Consider the following 26,769-nt stretch of genomic DNA (forward strand, 5'->3'; position numbering starts at 1 on the left):
AAGAGGAGTGAAATATTTCGCTCATCTTTCTTTTGATCTATTAATTTTCAAAGTAAATACAATAAAAAGGACGGATCATCAATGACCCGTCCCTTTCTTTTTATTTAAATGATAAATTATTTTTTAATGGCCTTGATAGTCTGTTTAGATCCATCTTTCATTTCCATTGTAATTAAATAAACACCTTGCATTAAATCTCTTAAATGAATCACAGATTCAGGGTTTGCAATAGTTTTCACTAATCTTCCTGTTGCATCCGTTACAGATACATTTTTCACGTTTTTCACATCAGAAATGTTCAATACATCTGTAAATGGATTAGGATAAACCTGAATAGTATTTTTTGCCAGAGCAACTTCAGCTGTTGCCAGGTTCGCATTGTTAATACTAATATCATCTATATACAGATTATACTGATCCGGATCTGAATAAGCATTAAATCCAAAGTAATACACACCTGTTGCAGGAACTGTAAACGTTATAGATTCTGTATGGGCCATTTCATCATTAATTGAAGGATAATCTGCTATAGAGCCTGTCATAGCCGATGCGTCAGGTGAAGTTCCATAAGCAACTTTCAATTTTTCAACATAGGTAGATGAGTTATTACCGTACTTATAGCCAATTGTATATTGTGTTCCCGCTGTCAGGTTCAAACCTTGGGTAAAGAACCACGTATTGCCAGGATCGGAAGAGTTATAATGATAACTTAATACATTGGTAGTAAATCCCTGGCTATCAGAAGGCGGATCTACTGTTTCCCAATTATTACCAGCTCCTGCGTTAACATTCATTGTACAGCCTGGAAGTTCAGGAACAGTAACACTTTCAAAGTCTATAGCATAAGGAAGGTTCGCACTTGAGCACAATGTTGTAAATGTAGCAGAATCACTCCATATACTTTTGCTTGCAGCACTACATGCAGATCTTACCCATACATAATAAACAGTGGAAGGAGCCAAACTTGGAATATTATAAGTAGTTGCTGTAACTCCTGTAAAATTAGGTGTACTTGTAGCTGTAGGCGCTGTATTGGTTGTGCTGTAATAAATGTCATATCCGCTTGCAGGTACAGGAGTGGCAGCCGTCCAGGAAACCGTAGCTCCTCCGGCAGTAATATTAGACATAACTAATGCATTAGGCTCACTACAAGCTGGCGCTACATCTATATTAATATCATCCACATACAACTGGTTCATATTGGCATCAGAATATGCCTGGAACCCAAAATAATAAACTCCTGTGGCTGTTGGTGTGAAATTCACAAATGCACTGGTTGCTGTACTGGTAACAACACTTGAGTGATCTGCTAATGTATTGGTCATTCCCGCATCGGTAGCTGAAGTACCGTAGGCTACTTTTAGCTTTTCCTCATATACAGTTCCTTCTGCATTGGCATATTTATATTTAATTCTGTAGGTAACTCCCGCAGTAAGATTAATACCGTTGGTGAAAAACCAGGTGTCTGCATTATTGGCATAGTCATAAGAATACTGAAGAACATTTCCAGTAAATCCTTGAGCATCCAGATCACCCGTCTCCCACATATTTCCTGAACCGTCATTTACTACTGAGGTACAGCTCGGAAGATCAGGTGGAGTTATACTTTCGAAATCCAATGTATAAGGTACTCCTACAGAAACGCAGGATGTCATAAATGTTGCCATTTGAGACCATGCACTCTTATTTGAAGTACTGCATACAGAACGTACCCATACATGATAAGTTGTAGCCGGGGCCAGTGAAGAAAGACCAGTACTTAATCCACTGCTTGTCCCGGAAACTACAGTAGCAGCCGTAGGATACGTACTGGAGGTTGAATAATAATATTCATAACCGCTGCCTGGAGCAGAAGCCGGAGCAGTCCACGCAACCTGAGCTGAATTTGCTGTAACAGCAGATACCGTTAAAGCAGAAGGAGCAAAACAAGTTGGAACTGCACCAATTACTACCGTATAATCATGAGCTTCTCCATAGCCGTCTGTATTACAAGGAATAGGGTCACTGGAGAACCTGTCACCCACTCTCATTCTGTAAGTACCAGGAGTAACGGTAGAAGGAATTGCGATAAGCCCTGAGGTAATATTGTCCGCTCCTACCTGAGTACTACTCGCAGAAGCTACAAGTTCCGGAGCTGCATCATCAAAAGTACCATCGTTATTAAAGTCTATCCAAACACGTACATTCTGATCACTGTACCCATGTTTAACACTAAAGTCATAACTCAAACCTGCACTAAGGTTGATCGTCATAGAAGTGTAATCTCCATACGCATCAGTAGAACAACCTGTATTAGGATGATCAAATCCAGCGCCTGGAATTGCAAAGGAATCTATCACATCTCCTCCGCTACACCCGCTTGCAAAAGCAGGCGTACAGTAAGTCTGTGCGGAGGATAAAAAGCCGGTCATTAAGAAACCAACAAGTAAAAAATTTCTCATATAAAAACAGTATTAGTTACTCAAATCTAGTGAAAATCAACAATAAAAAAAATATTTTTTTAATTATATCACAATGAATTAAAGTTTTCCTTTTATAAAAGATAATTCCATTTATAAAAAGAGAGGCTACTCAAATTGAGCAGCCTCTTTTTCTTATTTCTTTAAGAAATTATTTATCTTTTAATTGCTTTAACGGTTTGTTTAGATCCGTCTTTCATATTCAAGACTACTAAATACAATCCTTCTTTCAGATCTCTCAATTGAAGTTCAGAAGATGGTTTCTCAATTGTTTTAATCAATCTTCCGGAAACATCAACGATTGAAACAGATTGTACCTTGGATACATCAGAAATTGTTAAGGTCTCAGTAAACGGATTAGGATATACATTAATCTTATGGTCTTTTGCGACAGTTTCAGAAGTTGCCAAATTAGGATTTTGTTTTACTTCAACATTATCTAAAAGAAGATCATCATAGAAATATCCGTTACCATTTACGTTTTTATCTACAGTAAATCTCACCTGAATAGTTGCTCCAATATAGGAAGCCGCTAAAGGAACAGCAACTGTTCTCCATTGATTTAAGTTGGTATTATCACTAAAGATCACTACCCAGCCATTTCCATCGTTTACCTCTACAGTAAGTTTATTATTATCATAACTAGAAGGTGAAACTGTAGTACTGGTTGACATAGAATGGTTTTTAAACCAATCAAAAGAAACAAGAGGAGCCGTTAATCCTGTTAAATTTACAGAAGGAGTAACCAATTGTACAGTATTTGTACCCGCTCCCGCATATGGTGAGCTTGCATCTACCCATGCATATGTTCCTGCAGCTTTTCCGTTATTAGCCGGACTTGCACCATAATCTCCATTTCCTGAGAACTTCCAGAAAAGGTTTGCATCTGTACCTGTTGCTGTAGGGTTTACATTATTCCAACAGTTTGGCGCTGCTCCACTATCAAAGTTTTGAGTAAAAGGTGCCATAACAGTTCCACAAAGAGTATTAAATGTAGCAACAATACTCCATATACTCTTATCAGAAGAACTACAAACAGATCTCAACCATACATAATAAGTAGTAGAAGGAGACAATCCGGATAAAGGAGCTGAAGTTGTAGTACTGTTTCCTAAAGCTGTAGTAGAGGCTGTAGGAGCTGTACTGTTTGTTGAATAATAATATTCATAACCACTTCCAGGAGCTGTAGCTGGTGCAGTCCATGAAATACTTGCACCGTTTGTTGTAATTGCTGAAACAGCAACTGCTGATGGCTCTGAACAAGTAGGTGTAACATCTATATTGATATCATCCACATAGATTTGATTCATATCAGCAAGAGAATAAGCCTGGAATCCAAAATAATAAACCCCTGTTGCATTTGGCGTAAAATCTACAAAAGTATTTGTAGCAGTTCCACCGGTAATATTTGCATGATCAGCTAAAGTATTTGTCATCGCTGCACTTGTAGCCGAAGATCCGTAAGCAACTTTTACTTTTTCAGGATATTGTGTTGTTCCGGTTGCATTTGCATATTTATATTTGATTCTATAGCTAACTCCGGCTGTAAGATTTAACCCTTGTGTAAAGAACCACGTATTGGCAGCATTACTGCTGTTATATGAATAGTTAAGCACTTTCCCGGTAAACCCAGTTGGAGCCGTAGCTGTTTTCCATAAATTTCCTGAACCACTATTAATAACAGTTGTACACATTGGTAAAGCAGGTGTTGTAACACTTTCAAAATCTAAAGTATATGGCAGGTTTACTGAATTACATACTGTTTGGAAAGATCTTACTGTACATGCTGTAGCCGGCCCTGTAATATTCGCTGTATACGCAGTAACAGAGTAATAGTAAGTGGTAGCAAAATTTAAAGGTGCAGCTAATGTATAAGAACTATTAGTACCGCCAGCGATATCCATGTCTAAAATATCGTTTCCTCCTGAAGTTGTTCCAACTTTTAGTTTGTAACCAGTTGCTCCATTTATTGCATTCCATGTTATTGTAGGCGTTACACTTACTCCTGTAGCACTAGATGCCGGAGCTGTAACTGTCGGACAAAGACCTAAAGTTGTGAAGTTGGCTGAACTTGACCACACCCCTTTATCAGTTCCATTACAGTTTCCTCTCACCCAATAATAATACTGAGTTGAAGGAGTTAAACCTGATAAATCTGCTGTTAAAACCCCGGCACCAACAGAACCTGATGGAGTAACTGTTGAAATTGGCGTAGCTGAAGATGTAGAATAATAATATTCATATCCATTACCTGGAGGCGTTGCTGAAGCTGTCCAGCTTATGGTTGCAGATTCAGGAGTTAAGGCAGAAGAAGAAAGGCCGGTTACTGTACTTACACAGTTAGGTGTAGTTGTAAAAGATCCTGTAGATGCATACCCACTTCCTGTTCCGGCTGCATTTGGAATATGGGAGTATACAGATTGTACTGCACCATTTAAAGCCTGTACCTGCACCTGATAGGTTGTATTCTGAGTAAGCCCCGTAATGGTAGCAGTAGCAACAGAAACAGGATTACCAACAAGATTAGTCCAATCACAGCTTCCAACTGCTCTGTACTGAACATTGTAGGCTGTTGCACCCGTTGGAGCAGTCCAATTTACCGTTGCAGCATTATTGGTAATTGCAGTTGCAGCAGCAAAAGTTCTTACCGGTGTCTGCGTACCAGGTACCCATGTATACTGCAGACCAGCCGGGATTTTAACACTTGCATTTGTTGTACTGGAAAAAAGCATAGTACTGTTATTAGCACTACCCGTAACAGCTTTAGACCAATCACAAGTAGTTCCAGACGGCACATTGCCAATCATCAGAGAATTTACATTGGATGCATAGGTAGTACTATTTCCTCTTATTCCTACATGAGGAGTGCTATTTGAGGTACTGGTTCCTGGATCCGTACAGTTTCCATATATAATTTTGATTTCACCGGTAGCATACACCAAACGAATCTGAAAATTTAATCTTTCAGTAGATCTATTGCTGTAATTAGCATGGTCCTGCCATTGTACAACAAATTCAGTTCCGAGATCTTCATATCGAACTTCATGATTTCCAATCGGCTGTGTTGCATCTGATGATGAAAAACCTCCATCCTGCCCAAAAGCAGAAATCGCCCCTGTCGTTGATCCCAGACTCGACATCGGTGTATAGTTTGTCCCCGAAGGTGCAGCTCCAAAAGCTATAAACCCATTTGCACTCACGTAACATGTTGTCATTGCAACACCACCGAAAGTAAAGGGAGAAGATAAAGGAATTGCCGCCGACACCTCATTATCATAAGTTGTATTAGTTCCGGTAGGAAATAATTTTGTTCCCCCCGTGATTGAGGTGTACGTCATCCCGCTACTTTTTGAAAAAGTATAGTTGGCGACATTAGTTTGTGCATAGACTCCCATACTCAGGAAGGCTAAACACGAAAGTAGTAATCTCTTCATAAATAGTAATAATAAAAGTTAGGACGGTAAATGTATAAATATTAATTTATATTTTAAATTAAAAATTATCACAAAATATTAAATAAAAACACATAAAAACAGCATTAAAATACAATAAAATCAAACGTTTATTTAATTTTAACAATTATTTCGCAATATGTTGAAAAATACCAAAACACTAACAATCAATTATTTAAATTACTACATCATTAAAATAGACTTCAGAAAATTTTTCTATTTAACACAAAAAACTATTTATAAATTTTCATCAATACTCTCAATATGTAAACAAAAAAAAAGAGTGGCTTTTGACCACTCTCCATATTATTATATATTTTTTTCTAATTTAAATAAAATTCATATTTATTAAGAAGCTGGATTTCTTTAATCAAGTCTCCATTCAGATCTACCGAATGCTTCATAGACTGTACTTCGATATGGGAATCATCCTCAAGATTTTTGATAAAGAACTTCAGCTTTTGATTTCCTTTATTTCTATCAAGTACTGTTCTGAAAAAGTCCAGATCTTCAGCTCTTACATCCATAACGTCCATGACCAGAGATATACTCTTGGCAAACCTTTCAAATGCTTCCTGCAGTTCTATCACATCATTTACATTAACAAAGACTCTTCCATCTTTCACCTGAGCAAATTTTATTTTGAAAATAACAAACCTCTGTACCTCCAGCTTTTCCTTCAGCCTCATATAATCCCTGTCTCCCAATCTGAATGAATACGATCCCGAATAATCTTCCAGGGTAACAAAAGCTACTTTTTCGCCGCTCCTGAAACCATCTTTCACCACATATTCCGTAATCAGACCTGCAACAGTATATTCTTTTCCGCCACCGCCGTTTTCTCTTTCTTTTTGTAAGGTCTTCCAGTCTTTTTTCTTTTCTTCAAAAAGTTCTTCCTGTTTATTTGCAAAAGCCTGCTCTTTATAGGCATCCACTTCATCAAGATTCAAAAAATGAAAAACTCCTTTCGGTTCAGCTTTTTTTGTAACTTCTTCTATAACTTCTTCCTCTTCACCGGCAACGATGTCATCAGAAACAATTTCCACAAGATCCGCAACCTCATCAATAGAGTCTTTTTCAAGAATAGGAACTTCATCTATAACTGCTTTTTCCTCATCCTTCTCCAACACCGACTTTTTGGAAAGCTGTCCCTGCATAAACTGATATTGGTATTTAAATTCATCCAGCGGATGTGCAGAAAGGTAAAATCCGATCGTTTCTTTTTCTTTATTAAGTTTATGCATGTTTGGCCATTCCGGGCAGGGTGCCAGTTTCGGCTGCTCAATCTGAACTTCCTCTGCAAAATCCGCAAAAAGAGAATGTTCCATCTCATTTTTACTCTCCTGGAAACTTTGTCCGTATCTGATCAATCTTTCAAGATTCGTTCTTCCGGCCATATCAATATCAAAATATTGACCTCTGTGGAAAGAATCCAATTCATCAAAAGCCCCTGCAAGCACCAAACTTTCCGCTACTCTTTTATTCATTTGCGAAGGCAGAATTCTTTCAAAAAAATCATAAATATTTTTGAATCTTCCGTTCGTTCTTTCCCGTGTAATTCCTTCACTCGGCCCTTCTCCAATCCCTTTGATTGCTCCCAACCCAAAACGGATCTGTCCTTTTTCGTTTACAGAGAATTTATATTGAGATTCATTCACATCCGGTCCTAATACATCCACTCCCATACTTTTACAATCCTCCATAAACATGGTAATTGAATCCGTATTGTTAATGTTATTACTCATCACACTCGCCATATATTCTGCAGGATAATTGGCTTTCAGATAGGCTGTCTGGTAAGCAATAAATGCGTAACAAGTGGAGTGAGATTTATTGAAGGCATATTCCGCAAAGGCTTTCCAGTCATTCCAGATTTTCTCCAGCCTTTCTTCATTCAGGTTATTTTTTCTACCTCCTTCAATGAATTTCGGGTACATTTTATTAAGGACATCGATCTGCTTTTTACCCATCGCTTTTCTCAAAGTATCAGCTTCACCTTTTGTAAAATTAGCCAGCTTCTGGGACAAAAGCATTACCTGCTCCTGATAAACGGTAATCCCGTATGTTTCTCTTAAATATTCTTCTGTTTCCGGTAGGTCATAAACGATCTCTTCAATTCCGTGCTTTCTATTAATGAAGTTCGGAATATATTTGATCGGCCCCGGACGATACAGGGCATTCATTGCAATAAGGTCAGCAAAAACTGTTGGTTTAAGCTCCCTCATGTATTTTTGCATTCCGGGACTTTCGTACTGGAAAATCCCTACTGTCCTCCCTTCTTTAAATAATTGATAGGTCTTCGTATCATCAAGCGGAATAAGATCCGGATCAATGTCTAAGCCATGTCTTGCTTTTACCAGTTTCAATGCGTCTTTAATGATCGTCAAAGTCCTCAACCCCAGGAAGTCCATTTTCAGAAGACCTGCACTTTCCGCCACAGAGTTATCAAACTGTGAAACCAGAATATCCGCATCTTTTGCAGCAATAGTTACGGGTACAAGATTACTTACATCTTCCGGAGTAATAATCACCCCACAGGCATGAATACCTGTATTCCTGATACAGCCTTCCATTTTTTTCGCACTTGAAAGTACGTCATGACGGGCATCATCCGGGCTATTCAGAACATATCTCATTTCATCAACAAGCATCTGTTCTTCCGGTTTTAATTTATCATATTTAGATAAAGCTTTTGCAATATTCATTCCCGGGCTTGGCGGAATTAATTTTGCAATATTATTTGTATCCGGAATCGGAACATCAAGTACTCTTCCCGCATCTTTAATCGCAGATTTTCCTCCTAAAACAGAGTACGTAATAATCTGTGCTACCTGATTTTTACCGTATTTTTCAACTACCCATTTGATAATTTTATCACGGCCTTCATCATCAAAGTCAATATCAATATCCGGCATGGAAACCCTTTCCGGATTCAAAAATCTTTCAAAAAGCAAATCATATTTAATAGGATCCACATTGGTAATTCCTGTACAATATGCTACGGCAGAACCTGCAGCAGAACCACGGCCGGGACCAACCCAAACCCCCATTTTTCTTGCTTCATTACAAAAATCCTGCACAATCAGGAAATAACCTGGATATCCTGTGTTAGCAACTACTTCCAGTTCAAAATCTAAACGTTCTTTAATTTCGGCTGTGATTCCGGTATCTGCATATCTTTTTTTCGCTCCTTCATATGTTAAATGCGTCAAATATGCCATTTCACCACGTTTCCCTCCATCAATATCATCTTCAGCATGAATAAATTCTTCCGGAATATCGAATTTTGGAAGTAGAACGTCTCTTTTTAATGTATAAGGCTTAAATTTTGCAGTGAATTCTTCATACGCATCAAAAGCATCAGGATACGCCAGAAAAGCTTCTTTTATTTCATCAGAATTTTTGATATAATATTCTCCTGTAGCTAATCCTCTTCTCTTTCCAAAGCCTTTTCCGACAGGAGTTGTCAATTTTTCTCCGTCTTTAATACAGCTTACAATATCCTGAATATTAGAATCGTCTTTATTGGTATAAAAAGTTTCGTTCTGGGCTAAAATCTTAACATTATATTTATCTGCAAAATGCAGTAAAACATCATTTAAATGCTCTTCTTCAGGCAGTTTATGATTTTGAATCTGAACATAAAAGTCATCTTCAAAAGTATCTTTCCACCATTTGAAAAGCTCCTCCCCTTTTTGCTCACCGGTATTTAAAATAGCATCCGGAATATCTCCCAGAATTCCGGAAGTCAGAGCAATTAAACCCTTTTTATATTCAGCAATCAATTCACGGCTGATCCTTGGAACTCCAAAATAAAATCCTTTTAAGAATCCGATACTTGAAAGTTTTGCCAGGTTTTTATATCCTTCAAAATCTTTCGCTAATAAAACCACCTGCGTTCTTCTGTCAGGATCATCTTTGGTAAACTGCTTCTGTTCGTAACGGTCTGAAATATAAAATTCACAGCCTACAACAGGAATTAAAGGTTCTGAAACAGGCTCAGCCTCATTAAATTCTTCTCCGTTTTCTTCTGCTTCCTGCTTTTTTGCTAAATATTCTTTATGTTTTTTTGCTCTGTCACCATTTGCACCTTCAATTGCTGAAACAAATTTAAAGGCACCCATCATATTTCCCAAATCCACCATTCCAACGGCAGGGAAATTGTCATCCGTAGCTTTTTTAATTAAATCATTAATGCTGGAAGTCGCCATTAATGTTGAGAAAACACTGTGATTGTCAAAATTGAAATATTTACCCAGATCAATTTCATCAACACTTCCGAAATCCTGCTGCTTTTTCTTATTATGAAAATCTGCAACCTGCCTTCTGATAACAATATTGAAAGGTTTTATCGGATCGGGATAAAGGCTGTTGAAATACGTCAGCTGATCCTCAGAAATCTTTAATGTTTCCGCGGGAACAACTCCAATTCTTATCATTTCAAAAAAAGCTCTTGCCGTAGCATTTACGTCGGCAGCAGCATTATGTGCCTCATCAAATTTGCTTCCATAAAGCTTTTCATAAAGTTCTTCAAGTTTCGGAGATTTATATCTTCCTCCCCTTCCTCCGCCTAGCTGACAGAAGTCGGTTCCCAAAATCATGGTATCCGCTTTGGGTTTTTCCTGTAGATTATCTTTAAGATTTTTTCTGTAAAACTCTGCTCCAACGATATTGTAATCGAATTCCACATTGTGTCCGGAAACGACTCTTACTCTATCTAAGACTTCAGCAAATTCATTTAAAACTTCTTCAAGGTCACGGCCTTCTTCATTGGCAATTTTCGTTGTAATTCCGTGAATACGGGCTGCATTGAAGGGAATATCATATCCTTCAGGCTTTATTATATAATCCTGGTTTTCAACTAAATTTCCGTCATCATCGTGTACCTGCCATGCTATCTGAACCATTCTTGGCCAGTTTTCCGAATCTGAAAGCGGAGCGTTGAAATTTTTTGGTAAACCTGTTGTTTCTGTGTCAAAAATTAAATACATATAATGTTCTAACTTTTTTATAAAAGAGAATGTAAAGTTACTCCATTTTTTCCAATTAGTTTATACTAAACATAAAGAATAAACCCTATTCACAACAACAAAATCATTGCATTTTATTAAAAAAATAAACAACTCAAACAAGAATGAAATAAAATATTAAAATATTATTAAAAAAATTAGAATTATCTACCAAAACTAACTAGTTATCAGTTTTTTGATATAAATTTGACTAACTAGAATTTTTATAATTTATTACTCAAAAATGAAGAAACAATTACTTTTAATCAGCACATTGGTTATTACATTAGCAAGTGCGCAAAACAATGAAGAATTAAACAGTCAATTAGAACGCCAAAGAATAGACAACAATGAAAGGTTTGATTCTTATGTATCTAAACGATATGGCTCTAACAAAACTCCTGAGGTTTTAAAAGAGATTGAGCAGCAAAGAACCAATCTGGCAGGGTTTTTACCTGATAACAGACCCTATTTTTTTCAAGCTCATGACATGGATCAGATTAAAAACTCCAATTCTGATTTTTTACAGGGAGGAACTATTACAGGTTTAACGGGATCTTTTAACGGCGAAGGTATTAAGTTCACTATTTTCGACGGAAGCACCTCATCCGGTGTAGCAAGAGTATTTGCTGGTCACGTTTTTTTTAACAATTTACCGAATAGAATAACGAATAAAGAAAGCAGCACTGTCAATTATGGCGACCATGCAACAGCTGTTTCCAGTTTTATAGGAGCAAAAAATTACCCATATACCGTAACATTTACGAATGGTACAACAAGACAGGTTAATTTCAAAGGAATTGCACCTAATTCTACTATAGATGCCTATGCTTTTGGAACTTCTGTTCTGGACGGCGAAACTACCCCAAAAACAGTATTTCAAAAAATTACAACGGCTCAACCTAACATTTCCAATCATTCTTACGGAACCAATCAGGGATGGGCTGACCCCCAGCTGATTAATAATGAACCTTCATGGGTATGGAATGGGGCGTTTTCAAGCCCAAATAATACCTTTGATGCTCAGGGAACTTATCATACGAATGATCGTGACTATGACCAGATTGTATACAACAACCCCTCATATATCATCGTAAAATCTGCAGGAAACTCATTTGGTGAAGGGCCTAGCGCTGATACAAGCACTTATAAAAAGTATTATAAAGATAATTCGGGAAATTTAGTTGAATTCACAGCAACTGATACATTACCTCAAAACAATTGTGCACAGGGATATGACTGTATAGGGATTGGGTCTCTCGGAAAAAACATTATCGTTGTGGCAGCAGCAGATAGAATTACAACTAATGACGGAAGATACACAAGTTCTTCAGATGTTATTCATTCCTCTTACAGCAGTGCCGGACCAAGAGACGACGGAGGTATCAAACCGGATATTACCGCTGTAGGAACAAGTGTTGCCAGTGCATGGACAGACAATAATGCTACAGGAGGCAGCAAGATCGATATAGGAGACGGAACTTCTTATTCTGCACCTGTTGTGACAGGTATTATTGGACTTTGGATACAGATTAACAAACAACTATTTTCCGGAAGTTTATTAAATGCTGCATCGGCAAAAACCTTAATGGTACACTCAGCAAAAGAAGCAGGAAATATAGGCCCTGACCCACAATTTGGCTGGGGATTTATTGATGCAAAAAAAGGAGCAGAACTTCTTGTAGGGAAATCCAACAACAGTATTATCTTTAATGATGAAACATTAAACAGCGGAGTTGCCAATGTAAAAACAGTAAAAGCATCAGGCTCAGAGCCGTTAAAAGTTACCATATCATGGGTAGATCCTGAGTTCACCAACTTTACCAATCAATGGAATAATATTTACAATAACAGAGGTTCCAAACTGATTAATGACCTGGATCTAAAAATCACAGACACTACTACCAATACTGTTTATTACCCATGGAAACTGGATGCCAACAACCCAATGACTCCGGCTACTAAAGGAGATAATACCGTAGATAATGTTGAACAGGTTGTGATTGATACTCCGGTTGCCGGAAGAACTTATAAAATAGAGATCACAAATAAAGGGATACTTAAAAACAATGCAGGCGGAAATGCTCCTCAAAACTACTCTATTATCACAACAGGGTTTACCGAGTTATTAGGAACCAGAGAAGCTGCAAATCCTCTTAATAATCTGGCAATAGCACCTACAGTTACAAAGGACTTTACAAACATCCTGAAAGCACCTAAAAAATCTACTTTCAATGTATATGATCTTACAGGTAAAAAACTACAAAACGGAATCATCAACAATGATAAAGAACAGATAGATTTATCCACATATACAAAAGGAATTTACATCATTGAAGTAAAAACAGACAAAGATGTTATTTCTAAAAAAGTGATCAAGGAATAACCTATATCTACAAAGATTTTATACAAAATACTAACAGTTGTTAGTATTTTGTTTTTTTGTGTATATTTGCTTCCTATGGAAAATGCACTTCACGAAAAAGTTTCTCAGGATATATTGCTCAAAGCGTATAATCATATGATGCTGGCCAAAGCAATGGCCGATATTTACGAAGAAAACAGAAATATCTGTAAATATGTTCATAGTACTTCAAGAGGCCATGAAGCCATTCAGCTTGCAACAGCTTATCAGCTAAAGAAAGAAGACTGGGTTTCTCCTTATTACAGAGACGAAAGTATTCTTTTGGGAATTGGTTTTGAGCCTTATCAATTGATGCTTCAATTACTGGCTAAAGCTGATGATCCTTTTTCAGGAGGAAGATCTTATTATTCCCATCCTTCAAGCAGGGATGAAAACAAACCCAAAATTGTTCACCAGAGTTCCGCAACCGGAATGCAAACCATTCCTACTACAGGAGTCGCTCAGGGAATCAAATACATACAGGATTTCAATCTTCAGGAGTTCGAAAATAACCCTGTTGTTGTCTGCAGCCTTGGAGACAATTCTGTTACAGAAGGTGAAGTGAGTGAGGCTTTACAGTTTGCCGCTTTACATCAGCTTCCTATCATTTTCCTTGTACAGGATAATGAATGGGGAATTTCTGTAACGAAGGATGAAGCGAGAACCTGCGATGCCTATGATTTTGTTGCCGGATTCACCGGATTAAGCAGAATGAGAGTAGACGGAACAGATTTCGTGGAAAGTTTCGAAGCGATGAAAAAAGCTGTAGATTTTGTAAGAACGGAAAGAAAACCTTTAGTCGTTTGTGCAAAAACTGTTTTAATCGGGCATCATACTTCCGGAGTAAGAAGAGAATTCTATAGAGACGAAGAAGATTTAACTAAACACAGAGCTAAAGATCCGGGAGAAATCCTTAGAAAACATTTACTGGAAACAGGTACTGATGAAGATCTTTTAAAGCAGATCACAAAAAAGGCCCGCCTGGAAGCTGAAGAAGCTTTTGAAAGAGCTAAAAACGCTGAAGACCCGAAGCCAGAATCTGTAATGCAGCATGTTTTTGCCCCTACTCCTATTACGGAAGAAGCAGGAACACGTGAACCTGCCAACGGAGAAAAAATTGTGATGGTAGATGCTGCCATCCACGCGATACAGGAATTGATGTGGAAACACCCTGAAGCTCTTCTTTACGGACAGGATGTAGGAGAAAGAATCGGTGGGGTTTTCCGTGAAACAGTAACTTTAGGAAAGAAATTCGGAAGCAAAAGGGTATTCAATACAGCAATTCAGGAAGCTTATATCATTGGATCTACAGCCGGAATGAGTGCTGTAGGACTAAAACCAATCGTTGAGGTTCAGTTTGCAGATTATATTTATCCGGGAATCAACCAGCTAATTACAGAGATTTCAAAATCCAACTATTTAAGTGGTGGAAAATTCCCTGTAAGCAACATTATCCGTGTTCCAATCGGAGCATACGGAGGCGGTGGTCCTTACCACAGTGGAAGTGTTGAAAGTATTTTAGCCAATATCAAAGGAATCAAAATAGCATATCCAAGTAATGCAGCAGACTTTAAAGGTCTGTTAAAAGCAGCTTATTACGATCCGAATCCGGTAGTAATGCTGGAGCACAAAGGATTATACTGGAGTAAAGTTCCGGGAACTGAAGATGCGAAAACAATAGAACCTGCTGAAGACTATGTACTTCCGTTTGGAAAAGGAAAAGTAATCATCGAAGCAGATAAAGATGAAACTGAAAAAGGCAGAACTTTATTAGTGGTTACTTACGGAATGGGTGTTTACTGGGCTAAAGAAGCCGCTAAGAATTTCAATGGAAGAATTGAGGTGATTGATTTAAGAACATTAATTCCTCTTGATGAAGAACTTGTTTTTGAAAGAGTAAAAGCGCATGGAAAATGTATCGTTCTCACTGAAGAACAGCTTAATAACTCTTTTGCAGAAGCTTTTGCCCACCGTATTTCCAAAAACTGCTTCAAATATCTTGATGCACCGGTAGAAACCATGGGATCACTGGATGTACCTGCTGTACCAATCAATCTGATCCTGGAAAAAGAAATGCTTCCCAATGCTGAAAAGCTCAGCAATAAGATTGAAGAAATGCTGAAATATTAATTTTATATCAACTTAAAACCTCTAAAAATTTTTAGAGGTTTTTTTATGCAATTTTTTCACTACATTTATTTAAGATTATCATTCTCAACCCTAGACTATTATAAACCAAGAAAACCTGATTATCCATTACCTGACAGGCATTACAAAACAAAACCCATCATAGTTTGGTATTTATTTTGTCTCTACACGCAAAACACATCTATCTTTATGATCACAACCAAATACGTCAATTATAAACAGGTTCTCAATCTGGCCGGTATACATCTTATCTTAATCTCTATCTGGTGTACATTGATTGCTGTTTTCTTTTACTTCTTCAACTGGCACTGGATGACAATTCCCTGGGTTCCTGTAGCACTGATTGGTACAGCAGAGGCATTTCTTGTGGGTTTTAAAAATAACCAGGCTTATGACAGACTTTGGGAAGCCAGAAAAATCTGGGGTGGTATTGTGAATTCAAGCCGTTCATTTGCTTCTATGGTGTATGCTTTTGATACCAAAAATGAAGGAATTGGCGTTTTTGATCTTGAAGACCGTAAAAAAAGAATTGTTTATCGTCATATTGCATGGTTGTATACTTTCCGTGAACAACTTTTGGTTCCTACAGAATGGGAACATATCAGTACAGAAAAGAAATTCGGGAATATCAATCTGAGAAGAAACAGATTGATCAAAGCTGGATTCCCTGATTACGGAAGAGCCCCTATTTTCCTCCACAAATACCTTTCGGAGGAAGAATATGATCTTAAGAATGATTATAAAAACTTTGCTACCTACCTGACTGCTCAACAGGCAAAAGACATCAATGAACTTAAAAATATGGGTGCGATTACAGAATTCAACCAAACTCAGCTGCAGAACGCCCTGAATGAATTCTATAATTTTCAGGGACAGGCAGAAAGAATCAAAAAATTTCCTTCTCCAAGACAATTTGCCAGCACAGCCTTTGTTTTTAATATTCTTTTTATCATGCTTCTTCCGCTAGGATTAGTCAATGAGTTTGCGAAACTTGGCGATTGGGGAATCTGGACTTCTATTCCGTTCTGTATCATTATCGGATGGATCTACATCATTATGGAACTGGTGGGAGACTATTCTGAAAACCCATTTGCAGGATTGATGTTTGATGTACCTATGCTTTCTATCTGCAGAACGATTGAAATAGACCTTCTTCAGATGAGCGGAGAAACAGATCTCCCTGATCCTATTTCTTCTAAAAACGGAGTGTTGGTTTAATTTCTTTCTTAAAAGAGCCATCTGTCAGACCCTGAAAATCATTCAAAAAAAAATTAAAAATATTCTTTAAAACATATTTAAAAGATCATTGTTTTTCATAATTTAGAGGAATTGAAACATCAGCTGAAATCTGTCCAAAATTGAATCACGGTTCTGTTTCGGACAGATTTTAACTTATACTTTCACCAGCTAATAATTTATCCCTTCTTTTTAAACAATGAGATCCAAGCAAGTACTGCAGGTTTTGGCAATTTTATGTCTTACCTTATTCTGTTCTAAAGTAAAATCACAGGCAGCTTTCAACAAAGAATTACCTAAAGAATTTACAGACAAATTCACCCGGGAAATCAATGACAGTATTCCGTCTCTGGGATCTTTTATCGTTTCTCAGGACAGCAGGATCATGTATGAACAGTATTTTCACGGAGCCAATAAAGAAACTGTCTTCAGCGTAAAATCTGTTACCAAAAGCATCGTATCTGTTCTGGCAGGTATCGCAAAAGATAAAAACTTACTGCCCAATCTCAATACTCCGGTTTTAAAAATCCTTCCGGAATACAATGTTTCAAGAAGCAGTTTTAAAAACATTTCCAATATTGAAGGGAAAGTTCTTCATGATTCTATCAGAAATACGTTAACATTAAAGAATATCCTGACCATGCAGGGTGGTTTCGACTGGATTGAGAATTCAAAAATATCAACAGCCATGTCGTTTTCGGGTGATCCTGTAAAGTTTGTTCTGGATCTGCCTTTCGAAGAATATCCGGGTACTGTATTCAACTACAATAGTGGTGAATCTCATCTTTTTGGAGCTGCATTGGCAAAAATTGTAAAGACCAACCTGAAACAATTTGCGACTGAAAATCTTTTCAGACCTTTAAAAATGAATGTTACCCGATGGGACACAGATTCCATGAACAGAAATTTGGCAGGGTCTGAACTCTTTATGAAACCTGAAGATATGTTGAAATTCGGTTCTATGATTCTTAACAACGGAAAACTTGGTGGCAAACAGATTGTCTCATCAAAATGGATTCAGGAATCTACTTCTGAACAGGTAAAGCTGGATTCATGGGATGTAATGCCCAATGCCAACGGATATGGTTATTACTGGTGGCGGAGAAAAACCAACGGCCACCAGGCATTCGTAGCAACAGGTTATGGCGGCCAGCTTATCTGTGTTATTCCTGATTTAAAAATGGTGATCGTAACCACTTGTTTTTTGAATGATAAAAACAAAGGCAGATCTGATATTAAAAGACTTCATTATTTCATTGATAAAATAACACAAAAGGAAACCGAAACCAATAAGAACTTATAAAAACCAATAGCTATTAATATGAAACTCCATTTAACCCTTACTTTAGCCTTCATTGCAAGCCTGTCATTCGCACAATCCAGTGAAAACATTCAAAAGGTAAGAGATAAACAGCTGAAAGTTCAGAATCAGAATCAAGATTTGGATTTTAAAAGAATGGAAGAAGAACTGAAAGTAACCGGTAAAGATTCAGGACCTTTTACATATGGTGTTTTTCCCTATCCCATCTATGACAGCATTCAGAAAGGCGGTTTTAAAGGAGTGGGAACACTGGGGAATTTTTTCGGCTTAAAACTGCAGAACAAAAGAATTGTATATACAAGCTTTGTAGAAAACAACTGGAATGCTTTAAACTCACATAAGGTTAAAAATAAAGACAGAGTCTTTTTCACCATACTGGTTCTTACAGATTTTATTGATGATAAAGAATATACCTCAAGTAAAATGAATATTGTTTCCAGGAATTTTCCGGATGTGATCGGACAGGGATTTGTAAAGACTTCCAATAACAGAATCGATTTCTCTGCCTTCACCACTCTTGAAAAGGAAGATTTTGCGATTGTGAATATGAAACTTTATCATCTGAAATACGGCAATATCATTTTGATTGCCCCTCAGAAAGACGGAAGCTTACGAAGCATGCAGATCAACAATACAACCGATCTGACTTCTGAAACACTAAAAACTTACGTTGATCAACTTATACAGCAGCCGGAAACAGTTAATTTTTTTATTAATGAAAAAACAATATGAGCCGGCTTAGGGATCTACAATATGATCGCCGTTGTGTTTTTTACTTCGGAAATCATAAATGAACTGTGCGTGCTTGCGATGTGCTGAAGCGTTGTCAGTTTCGTCAGCATAAAGCTGCGGTAATCTTCAATATCTTTCACCCCTATTTTAAGGATATAATCATAATCTCCACTTACATGAAAACATTCTGTAACCTCCTGCAGATCCATCACCTCCTTTTCAAACTGCAATACAAATTCTTTTTTATGCTGGCTTAATTTGACATGACACAGGACGATAAAATTTTTCTTAACTTTGCTTTTGTCCAGCAAGGCTACATATTTTGAAATGACGCCTGCATTTTCAAGCTTTTTCACACGTTCATAAACAGCTGTAACAGATAATCCAAGCTTCCCGGACAGTTCTTTGGTGGTTTGTTTGCAGTCTTCCTGTAAAAAAGATAAAAGTTTTTTGTCAGTTTCGTCAAGTTCCATAGATATTTTTTTTGTAAAAGTTTAATAATATCGAAGATACTAAATATTTTTTCTAAATAAACAATATTTTACAGTTTTATATTCTATAAATTCAAATTTATGTTGTAATAATTAGCAAATTAATGCAAATTGGAACAATAAAATAAAAACAATATTTATGGAAGACTTTAACGCAGCCAACGAGATCCAGGATCTTCAGTATTTTGGTGAATTCGGAGGAGTAAATCCTTCTATCTCAGATAGCTCTACTTATACATTCCTTTCTGCAAAGACCATGTTTGATACTTTTGAAGGAAATGCGGAGGGATGCTATTTATATTCCAGACATTCATCCCCTATGAACCTTTATCTGGCTCAGGCTCTTGCCAAGATGGAAAACACGGAATCTGCCAACGTTACAGCATCCGGAATGGGAGCTATCACTTCCGTTCTGATGCAGGTATGCAAAAGTGGAGACCATATTATTTCAAGCAGAACCATCTACGGAGGAACTTATGCTTTTCTTAAAAACTTCATGCCTCAGTTTAATGTAGCAACCAGCTTTGTTGATATCAACAATTTTGAGTCTATAGAAAAAGCAATTACTCCCAATACTAAAGTGATTTACTGCGAAAGTGTGAGCAACCCGCTTCTTGAAGTGGCAGACCTTAGAAAACTTTCTGAAATCTGTAAAAAACACAACCTGAAACTGATTGTAGACAATACCTTCTCTCCTCTTTCGATCTCTCCGACGTTATTTGGGGCAGATGTTGTGATTCATAGTCTGACGAAGTTTATCAACGGAAGCAGTGATACCGTAGGAGGTGTATATTGTGCAACGCAGGCATTTATTGATGATACCAAAAATGTCAATTCCGGGGCTTGTATGCTTCTAGGACCAACGATGGACAGCTTAAGATCATCAAGCATTTTAAAAAATCTGAGAACACTCCACATCAGAATCAAACAGCATAGCCACAATGCCATGTATCTTGCTGAAAGATTTGAAAAAGACGGCTTAAAGGTATCTTACCCTGGATTACCATCCCATAAAAATCATGAATTAATGAAGAGCATGCTTCATGAAGAATACGGATACGGCGGATTACTGACGCTGGATGCCGGAACCACAGAAAAAGCCAACGAGTTGATGGAGCTGATGCAGACAGAAAACCTGGGTTATCTTGCAGTAAGCTTAGGGTTCTATAAAACCTTATTCTCATGCTCAGGAAAATCTACCTCATCTGAAATTCCGGAAGAAGAAAGAGCTTCCATAGGTATTTCAGACGGACTGATCAGATTCTCCATCGGTCTTGACCACGATATTAAAAGAACGTACCATAAAATGAAGGAGTGTATGCTGAAAGTAGGTGTTCTCAACCACCATGAAAACATTTCTATATCCTAAATTTATTATTGTAAAAAGGCTGTTTCAAATTGAAACAGCCTTTTTTATTTTAAAGAATCAACATGTCTGAAACGTGATTCATTTTCTATGGGCACGACCAAGATGGCTCACCTAGGCATGCAGATCTAATAAGGTAAAGTACCCTTACAAATAATGGGAGCTTGCCGATACTCTTCAGATAGTTTATCAATTAAATATTTTTCATTTATTGAATTTACCCCAATTCCTAAATACAAGGAATTATCATTCATAAGAATCATTCCTTTAGGGTATTGAGAATTACTTTTATTTATAAAATAGAAATCATATTCCCTGTTTGGTTGAGATAAAATAAACGAAAGCATCGCAAAATAATCATCAGTTTCAAACTCTATTTTTCCAAAATACTGGGGATATCTAAAAAATTCAGCTTTAGGTTTAAATCCGATTAACCAATTTTTCATGAAATCATGTATCATTTCTTTTTCGATTTTATTAATGTGTATATAGAGATCAGTTAATTGAGATTCATTAATATCAATGAAATTTTTGACAACGCACAATGTACGATTATCCAATTTAGACAGAATAATTTCCATTATTTTAATATAGTAGTCAATAGAAGTATAAGATAATCCAGCCGTAAAGACAACCAACTTGTTATTTTCTTTTAATAAATAATAAGTAAAAACCAGAAAATTTTCTATTGCTGAACAAGAATTTAGGCGATCGTCTTTAAAGCCTATTATATTTTCAATTTCAAGTTTTAATTTATCCTTACCTCTTAGTTTGTCATAACTATTACCAAAAATTTTAACGGCACTTTTAATAGGAAAATTCACCGCAGTAAATTCTTTATTGTCAATTAAGCTTTGATAATCGCTGTCTATATCTATTACTGTTAAGCTCATATTTAATTATTTAGTAAGAAATTTTTTAATTGGTATATTGTAATTTCTCATATCAACTGGTTGTCTTGAAACCCCTTTAAGAATTTTTTGTATGTATTTTATATCTCCAGTTTCTATTGCATATCTGATTGCAGCATTCATTCTGTGATTTCCGTCAGTTACAACTGTTTTTCCATCAGTTGTAAAAAAACCACCTCCTAGATTTATAGATTTTCCAGTTTTCATCTGTTGATAATATCCTTCAATTATTACTTCAGAATTTTTGGAAAGTCCCTTTTGTCCACTATATATTCCTGCTCTCTCAGCAAAATTTGCTATTCTATTTCTCATTGATGCTTTTGCCCCAACATGTCCTGTCCCCATTCCAGAACCTATCAGTCCATGTTCTGCACCCCATCTAATACTTCATGCTACTTTACTTTGCATATAACCTGACATTTGACCTCTGAGATCATCCATTCTTGCCTGTTCTTCTGCATCCAGAACAAAAGCATTTCTTGTGTGGTTATCAAACCAACCAGATAAAGGACCTCTAATATTTTCCTGAACCCAATTTGCCGTTTTTGTTCTAAACCTGCTAAGCTTATTACCTGGAGGATCATCATCCCCATTCATGAACTGGTTAAAATTAGCCTCTGTAAAATAATTACCTGATGTTTCAGTACTTGTCGACATCGTTGCTACATATGCTTTAAAGGCAAACTGTGCAGCCTCCCCCGAAACGAACATTACATCATTTCCATCCGGATCAATAACCATTACAGGATTATTGATAGCATAGTTATAAGGACTCCATGAACTGTATTTCTCAGACATGGCATCCATTGCACCCCATCTTCCCAGATCAGGCATCATCATCCTGGCGCCATAATCATACATCCCGGTTTCCTGAAGCTCTTTACCGTTGTATTTGTAGCTGTAGAAACTTCCGAAATTAGAGGTACTGAACGGTCCTGAGATATGGTTCAGCCCAAAAGGGTAATAGTTATTGGTATCGATAATTGTAGGAGCGCCTGTGCTATCCTTGGATAAAAGAATAGTAGTAAAACCACTGCAAAAGCAATGGTTTTAATTTATTATCTGAAAACGAACGAGATGCTCGCACTAGTGGGGACTTTGCTCAGTATTTTTTTATTCTATAATTTTCTGATAGCAATTTTCTCCATAATGACCAAAGCAGAGAAAAATGTTTTTATCTTTTTTTTTGAAAGAAGTTATATAAGTTGTATTAGTGTCTTCTACATCCTCTGGAAAAGCAATTAAATCTTTGTCTAAATTTAGATAAAATTTTGAAAGTGTTATAGATTGATTATCTATTTTATATTTTGAATCGTAATCCAATAACTTTTTCCCTTCCCTATTATAAATAACCCTATTGTACACTCCATCTCTGTGAATTGTCAGGGTATCATATGTATTTTTATATGATACTGGCGAATATTTTCCATACATATCTTCACTACTAATATTTTGACATGAAAATAGAAGTGGTAATAAAATTAAACTTATACTTTTTTTCATATTTATTAAATTTAAGTTGTTCGATTTAAAATCTAGGTCTTTTTAATATAGATGGTGGTGTTACAGCTTGTTTAAAAACGTTCTTTAAGGTTGGGTTAATTACTTTTTTTTGAACTTCGGAATTGCTTTCAGTCCACATATAAGTCTGATATGTATTTCCAAAGCTATTTACTTTTCCTTCGGTTCTTTCAAAATTATTTACTGGTAATCTATAAAATAATGACTCCTGAGATTTTGAATCTAACATTAAAAAAAGTGTTTCGTCTCCTAATTTGTACCAAGATACAGTGGATCTTCCCCACATCTGCTCATACCCATCAAAATTTGCTCTTAGAGGATTAGCCTGAAGATATGTCATCTCTACAAACCCTTTTGGATCTTGTGAGTTTAATGATGCTTGTCTTGCTAAAGAAGAATACGGAGATGATGCTTTGTCTAGAGAAGCAAAAGGTCCATCATTAGAATCATTAAAATCACTAAATAGACTGCGAGCAGGTCCACTTCCTCCAAAATATTCAATTGTTATCGTTCCCCATCCTATATCTTTTCCTCTATGAGTATAACCTCTAATAATAGATTCTCCACCTGTAATAATATTTGAAGCTCCAGTTTGTCGACTAACTACTTTAGTATCTCCATTTCTTTGATGGTAAAAATCTATTTTATTTCCACCTAAGTTACTAATCATCTTGCCATCCTTATCATACTCATTATCCAATCCCGTAAATATATTTCCTCCCGATGATCCAGAACTTGTAGACATTGTTGCAACATACGCTCGGAAAGCCTGTTGTGCTGCTTCCCCTGAATAAGAAATATCATTCCCATCCGGATCAATCACCATCACAGGATTATTAATAGCATAGTTATAAGGACTCCATGCACTGTATTTCTCAGACATGGCATCCATAGCACCCCATCTTCCCAGATCAGGCATCAGCATCCTTGCTCCGTAATCATACATCCCGGTTTCCTGAAGTTCTTTGCCATTATATTTATAACTGTAGAAACTTCCGAAATTAGAGGTACTGAACGGTCCTGAGATATGGTTCAGCCCAAAAGGATAGTAGTTGTTGGTATCAATAATTTCAGGAGCGCCTGCGCTGCTTTTGGCAAAGGTTACCCTGGCATTTCCAAGGTGGTCTCTGTACTGGTAAATATAGCGGTTTTCCGTGAAACTGTAAAAGCCTTCTGCGGTAGCCATAAAATCCAGTTTCCACTCCGGAGTTGGTGTTCCCGGAAATACAAGGGATGCATTTTTATAAGCCTGCTGTTCATAGGCACTTTCTGTTCTGCATTCAAGACAAATTCCGCCTCCTTCCGTATAACTGTACTGAAAGCCGTCCAGATAATCTGTAATACGGGTGGTGGTAGATCCTCTTGGCGGAGCGCTTGAATAAATTTTTCGCAGCTTGGTTCCGTCTGCACGGTAAAGATAGTTCATCGTGCTGTTGAGCAGCTGTCCAAATGCGTTGGTCTGCTGAACACTATATTCATTGGAAAGATTCAGATGGTTGTATTGAATAGACTGGATTCCTTTATCCAGCATATCTTTCATATTTCCGTTCAGGTCATAGGAAATGGTGTTGTTTCCGCCTTCATATCCGGTGTCATTCAGGGCATTCTCTGTAACTTTAGTTAAACGGTTTCCGGTATAATTGTAGATCAGGTCATCCACCTGAACGGATGTTGTACCACCACTCGTAGGAAAAGCATTCCTTTTTAACGTTTTAATGTTTCCGTTCAGATCATAGGTCAGATATTCATTATAATTATTGTTAAAGGGAACTGTAGCATTAGGTTCAGAATATACTGCATCCTGAAGTCTGCCCAGCCCGTCATAAGCATAATTATACCGTTTCAGCACATCTTCAGAAGCATTTTTCCAGTCGATCTCCGTGATCGTTCCTGTAAATTTTCCCGGAGCAATATTCGGGTTCACAGGATTGAAATATCTCATTTCATACCCAAACAGTTTTCCGTTAAGATTAGAGGGATCATTGATTTTGGTCAGCCATCCTCTGATATTGTAGGTATAGTTGATACTCTGCAGGGGTTGTGAAGGGTTTGTTCCGCCCAGTTTTTTGTTTTTTAACTGTGATAGTTCATTATACTCGTTCTGTACCAGAATCTCTTCAGGATTGGTATCTACCTGGTGTTTATGCATCAATAACCTGTTTTGGTGGTCATAGGTGAAAGTCTGAGTGATTACCTTTTCAGGATCTGAGGAAAGTCTTTTGTGATACGCCTTGCTCTGTCTGGTGACTCCGGCAAAATCGATATCCAACTCTGTTCTGGTATATCCTCCCAGATGATTTTGGGCGTATGATCCTATGGTTCGGCCTTTTTCATCGTAATAATTGAAGGTTTTTGTCCAGGCATTATCTTCCACATTTCTGATGTAAGAGGCCAGCAAAAGACCCTTAGTATTTACAGAAGCCGTGCCTTGTCCAGGCTGTTTCAATACCGGTTTGCCCATAATGGAAACAGGTGTGGTGACTCCGAAGGGAAGAGGCGGATAGGTATCATAATAATTGACACTTAATATCGTCATACTTTCTGTTGGAAAAGCATTTTTTGTATAATAAATGTTTTCACCATTCTGGATAATCGGGGTCGTATTATTTCTTTTTTCATTATTTCCCAAATTAACAGACATATTGTTGATAAGGGTCTGTATATCAATTCTGGAAGCTGTACTCGCAAAAAAACCGGTATATACCACTCTTCCGAACTCATCATATTTGGAGAACGTCCAGCCTTTGGCCGCAAAGTTATTTTGGGTACTTCCCAATACTGCATCCTGAGAAAGTATCAGCCTGTCCTGTTTATCATAGACCATATATTCCCAGCCTTTACCGGGAAGTTTTTTCTCTACCAGCCTATTTTTGCTGTCATACTTATACTGATAACATACATCATCAACTGCTGAGGAATTCAAAGCTGTGGCTGATGCCAATGGTGGGATAACATAGGCCAACTGTTTGTAATCATTATATACGTAATAGGTATCTGCACTTTTTACGGCATCTATTACTTTTCTGGAAAGTATGGTCTGCCCGGAGGCGTCTTTAAATTCAACAATTTTATTATTATCTTCATCTGTAACCGTATTTTTAATGAGCTTACCGGCTGCATATTCTGAGATCGTGTACTGTAATTCGTTTTTGTAAAGTTTCTCCGTTGGATCCCAACTGACTGTTGCCTGATAATTTTTGACATGATCAGTAGTTATATTAAGATCATAGCCAAAAAACACAGCCTTTCCATTCCAGTTATTTCCAATCGGCTTCTGTTGTAAAACCCTCTCTAACGGGGAACTTTCAAGGAGCTTTTCTGTATATATCTTTTCCCCGGCATAAATGCCGACAGCATCAGCCACCGGATAGGGAACCATTCCCGAAGTCTGGGGATAAACAGCTCCATTGGAACTGGAACTCTGAGGAATGGCAAGATAAGTTCTGGTCTGCCTTCCCAGATCATCATATACAACAGGAGTTACGATATCTTTTTCTAGTGGAGTTGCTTTCACATTCACAACCTGTTTGGGTCTTCCCAAAAGGTCAAAGTATTGTACTGTTTCTGTTTTTTTGCTGCAGTCTTCATTCAGGCAGTCTGTAGTGGATATATAGTTTTCCGTTGTCGTTTTCTGAGCCTGTGAACAGACTGCAGAAAAAAGACCGAATAATAATAGTAATTTTTTCATCTTAATTGAAATACTAGAGGTTAGAAATGAG

15 protein-coding genes are annotated in these 26,769 nt (G+C 37.1%); 6 read left to right on the forward strand and 9 right to left on the reverse strand.

Annotation, left to right across the window (positions count from 1 at the left end; all coding sequences use genetic code 11):
- Window positions 1-116 precede the first annotated feature (116 nt).
- The 3 genes from ACPF63_RS14350 to dnaE all read right to left on the reverse strand — a co-directional run bounded on the left by ACPF63_RS14350 (window position 117) and on the right by dnaE (window position 10,902).
- Window positions 117-2,441 (reverse strand): GEVED domain-containing protein, encoded by a 2,325-nt coding sequence (locus ACPF63_RS14350; protein ID WP_426480373.1) that lies wholly within the window; start codon window positions 2,439-2,441, stop codon window positions 117-119.
- Between the two features lie 173 nt (window positions 2,442-2,614).
- Entirely contained in the window at window positions 2,615-5,893 is a 3,279-nt protein-coding gene (locus tag ACPF63_RS14355; protein ID WP_426480374.1) for a fibronectin type III domain-containing protein, read from the reverse strand.
- A gap of 341 nt (window positions 5,894-6,234) precedes the next feature.
- The gene (gene dnaE, locus ACPF63_RS14360) at window positions 6,235-10,902 is read right to left on the reverse strand and encodes a DNA polymerase III subunit alpha (protein ID WP_426480375.1); all 4,668 of its coding nucleotides are present in this window, start codon (window positions 10,900-10,902) and stop codon (window positions 6,235-6,237) included.
- A gap of 262 nt (window positions 10,903-11,164) precedes the next feature.
- Between dnaE and ACPF63_RS14365 the strand changes: the two genes are divergently transcribed.
- The 5 genes from ACPF63_RS14365 to ACPF63_RS14385 all read left to right on the forward strand — a co-directional run bounded on the left by ACPF63_RS14365 (window position 11,165) and on the right by ACPF63_RS14385 (window position 18,761).
- A complete protein-coding gene (locus ACPF63_RS14365) occupies window positions 11,165-13,306 on the forward strand; it encodes a S8 family peptidase (RefSeq protein ID WP_426480376.1) in 2,142 nt (713 codons plus the stop codon).
- A gap of 75 nt (window positions 13,307-13,381) precedes the next feature.
- Window positions 13,382-15,454 (forward strand): alpha-ketoacid dehydrogenase subunit alpha/beta, encoded by a 2,073-nt coding sequence (locus ACPF63_RS14370; protein ID WP_426480377.1) that lies wholly within the window; start codon window positions 13,382-13,384, stop codon window positions 15,452-15,454.
- A gap of 207 nt (window positions 15,455-15,661) precedes the next feature.
- The gene (locus ACPF63_RS14375) at window positions 15,662-16,690 is read left to right on the forward strand and encodes a bestrophin family protein (protein WP_077415340.1); all 1,029 of its coding nucleotides are present in this window, start codon (window positions 15,662-15,664) and stop codon (window positions 16,688-16,690) included.
- Between the two features lie 217 nt (window positions 16,691-16,907).
- Window positions 16,908-18,011: a serine hydrolase domain-containing protein gene (locus ACPF63_RS14380; protein WP_426480378.1), complete on the forward strand. Its 1,104-nt coding sequence runs from the start codon at window positions 16,908-16,910 to the stop codon at window positions 18,009-18,011.
- Between the two features lie 18 nt (window positions 18,012-18,029).
- Window positions 18,030-18,761, forward strand: a complete 732-nt coding sequence (locus ACPF63_RS14385) for a hypothetical protein (protein ID WP_077415344.1) — start codon at window positions 18,030-18,032, stop codon at window positions 18,759-18,761.
- Window positions 18,762-18,775: 14 nt separating this feature from the next.
- Here the strand turns inward: ACPF63_RS14385 and ACPF63_RS14390 are convergent, their stop codons facing one another.
- On the reverse strand, window positions 18,776-19,234 hold the full coding sequence (locus ACPF63_RS14390; protein WP_426480379.1) for an Lrp/AsnC family transcriptional regulator: 459 nt from the start codon (window positions 19,232-19,234) through the stop codon (window positions 18,776-18,778).
- A 157-nt stretch (window positions 19,235-19,391) separates the two neighbouring features.
- On the opposite strand from ACPF63_RS14390, the gene ACPF63_RS14395 reads away from it, so the two are divergent.
- On the forward strand, window positions 19,392-20,621 hold the full coding sequence (locus ACPF63_RS14395) for an aminotransferase class I/II-fold pyridoxal phosphate-dependent enzyme (protein WP_077415348.1): 1,230 nt from the start codon (window positions 19,392-19,394) through the stop codon (window positions 20,619-20,621).
- A 125-nt stretch (window positions 20,622-20,746) separates the two neighbouring features.
- On the opposite strand, the gene ACPF63_RS14400 is transcribed toward ACPF63_RS14395, so the two are convergent.
- From ACPF63_RS14400 to ACPF63_RS14420, 5 genes are all read right to left on the reverse strand, one after another.
- A complete protein-coding gene (locus ACPF63_RS14400; protein ID WP_426480380.1) occupies window positions 20,747-21,511 on the reverse strand; it encodes a hypothetical protein in 765 nt (254 codons plus the stop codon).
- Window positions 21,512-21,517: 6 nt separating this feature from the next.
- Window positions 21,518-21,874, reverse strand: a complete 357-nt coding sequence (locus tag ACPF63_RS14405) for a hypothetical protein (protein WP_426480381.1) — start codon at window positions 21,872-21,874, stop codon at window positions 21,518-21,520.
- 42 nt (window positions 21,875-21,916) lie between these two features.
- Window positions 21,917-22,549 carry an RHS repeat-associated core domain-containing protein gene (locus tag ACPF63_RS14410; RefSeq protein ID WP_426483222.1) on the reverse strand — a complete coding sequence of 211 codons (633 nt, stop codon included), beginning with the start codon at window positions 22,547-22,549 and terminating at the stop codon, window positions 21,917-21,919.
- A 93-nt stretch (window positions 22,550-22,642) separates the two neighbouring features.
- Entirely contained in the window at window positions 22,643-23,032 is a 390-nt protein-coding gene (locus ACPF63_RS14415) for a hypothetical protein (protein ID WP_426480382.1), read from the reverse strand.
- 25 nt (window positions 23,033-23,057) lie between these two features.
- Window positions 23,058-26,738, reverse strand: a complete 3,681-nt coding sequence (locus ACPF63_RS14420) for a DUF6443 domain-containing protein (RefSeq protein WP_426480383.1) — start codon at window positions 26,736-26,738, stop codon at window positions 23,058-23,060.
- Between the last annotated feature and the right edge of the window lie 31 nt (window positions 26,739-26,769).

The organism is Chryseobacterium sp. R2ACT005 (assembly GCF_049949215.1).
Classification (GTDB): domain Bacteria; phylum Bacteroidota; class Bacteroidia; order Flavobacteriales; family Weeksellaceae; genus Chryseobacterium.

What these genes read in the sequence shown, in the direction of transcription:
- ACPF63_RS14350 (WP_426480373.1), bottom strand. Translation starts at nt 2,441, where the DNA reads ATGAGAAATTTTTTACTTGTTGGTTTCTTAATGACCGGCTTTTTATCC.
- ACPF63_RS14355 (WP_426480374.1), bottom strand. Translation starts at nt 5,893, where the DNA reads ATGAAGAGATTACTACTTTCGTGTTTAGCCTTCCTGAGTATGGGAGTC.
- dnaE (WP_426480375.1), bottom strand. Translation starts at nt 10,902, where the DNA reads ATGTATTTAATTTTTGACACAGAAACAACAGGTTTACCAAAAAATTTC.
- ACPF63_RS14365 (WP_426480376.1), top strand. Translation starts at nt 11,165, where the DNA reads ATGAAGAAACAATTACTTTTAATCAGCACATTGGTTATTACATTAGCA.
- ACPF63_RS14370 (WP_426480377.1), top strand. Translation starts at nt 13,382, where the DNA reads ATGGAAAATGCACTTCACGAAAAAGTTTCTCAGGATATATTGCTCAAA.
- ACPF63_RS14375 (WP_077415340.1), top strand. Translation starts at nt 15,662, where the DNA reads ATGATCACAACCAAATACGTCAATTATAAACAGGTTCTCAATCTGGCC.
- ACPF63_RS14380 (WP_426480378.1), top strand. Translation starts at nt 16,908, where the DNA reads ATGAGATCCAAGCAAGTACTGCAGGTTTTGGCAATTTTATGTCTTACC.
- ACPF63_RS14385 (WP_077415344.1), top strand. Translation starts at nt 18,030, where the DNA reads ATGAAACTCCATTTAACCCTTACTTTAGCCTTCATTGCAAGCCTGTCA.
- ACPF63_RS14390 (WP_426480379.1), bottom strand. Translation starts at nt 19,234, where the DNA reads ATGGAACTTGACGAAACTGACAAAAAACTTTTATCTTTTTTACAGGAA.
- ACPF63_RS14395 (WP_077415348.1), top strand. Translation starts at nt 19,392, where the DNA reads ATGGAAGACTTTAACGCAGCCAACGAGATCCAGGATCTTCAGTATTTT.
- ACPF63_RS14400 (WP_426480380.1), bottom strand. Translation starts at nt 21,511, where the DNA reads ATGAGCTTAACAGTAATAGATATAGACAGCGATTATCAAAGCTTAATT.
- ACPF63_RS14405 (WP_426480381.1), bottom strand. Translation starts at nt 21,874, where the DNA reads ATGGGGACAGGACATGTTGGGGCAAAAGCATCAATGAGAAATAGAATA.
- ACPF63_RS14415 (WP_426480382.1), bottom strand. Translation starts at nt 23,032, where the DNA reads ATGAAAAAAAGTATAAGTTTAATTTTATTACCACTTCTATTTTCATGT.
- ACPF63_RS14420 (WP_426480383.1), bottom strand. Translation starts at nt 26,738, where the DNA reads ATGAAAAAATTACTATTATTATTCGGTCTTTTTTCTGCAGTCTGTTCA.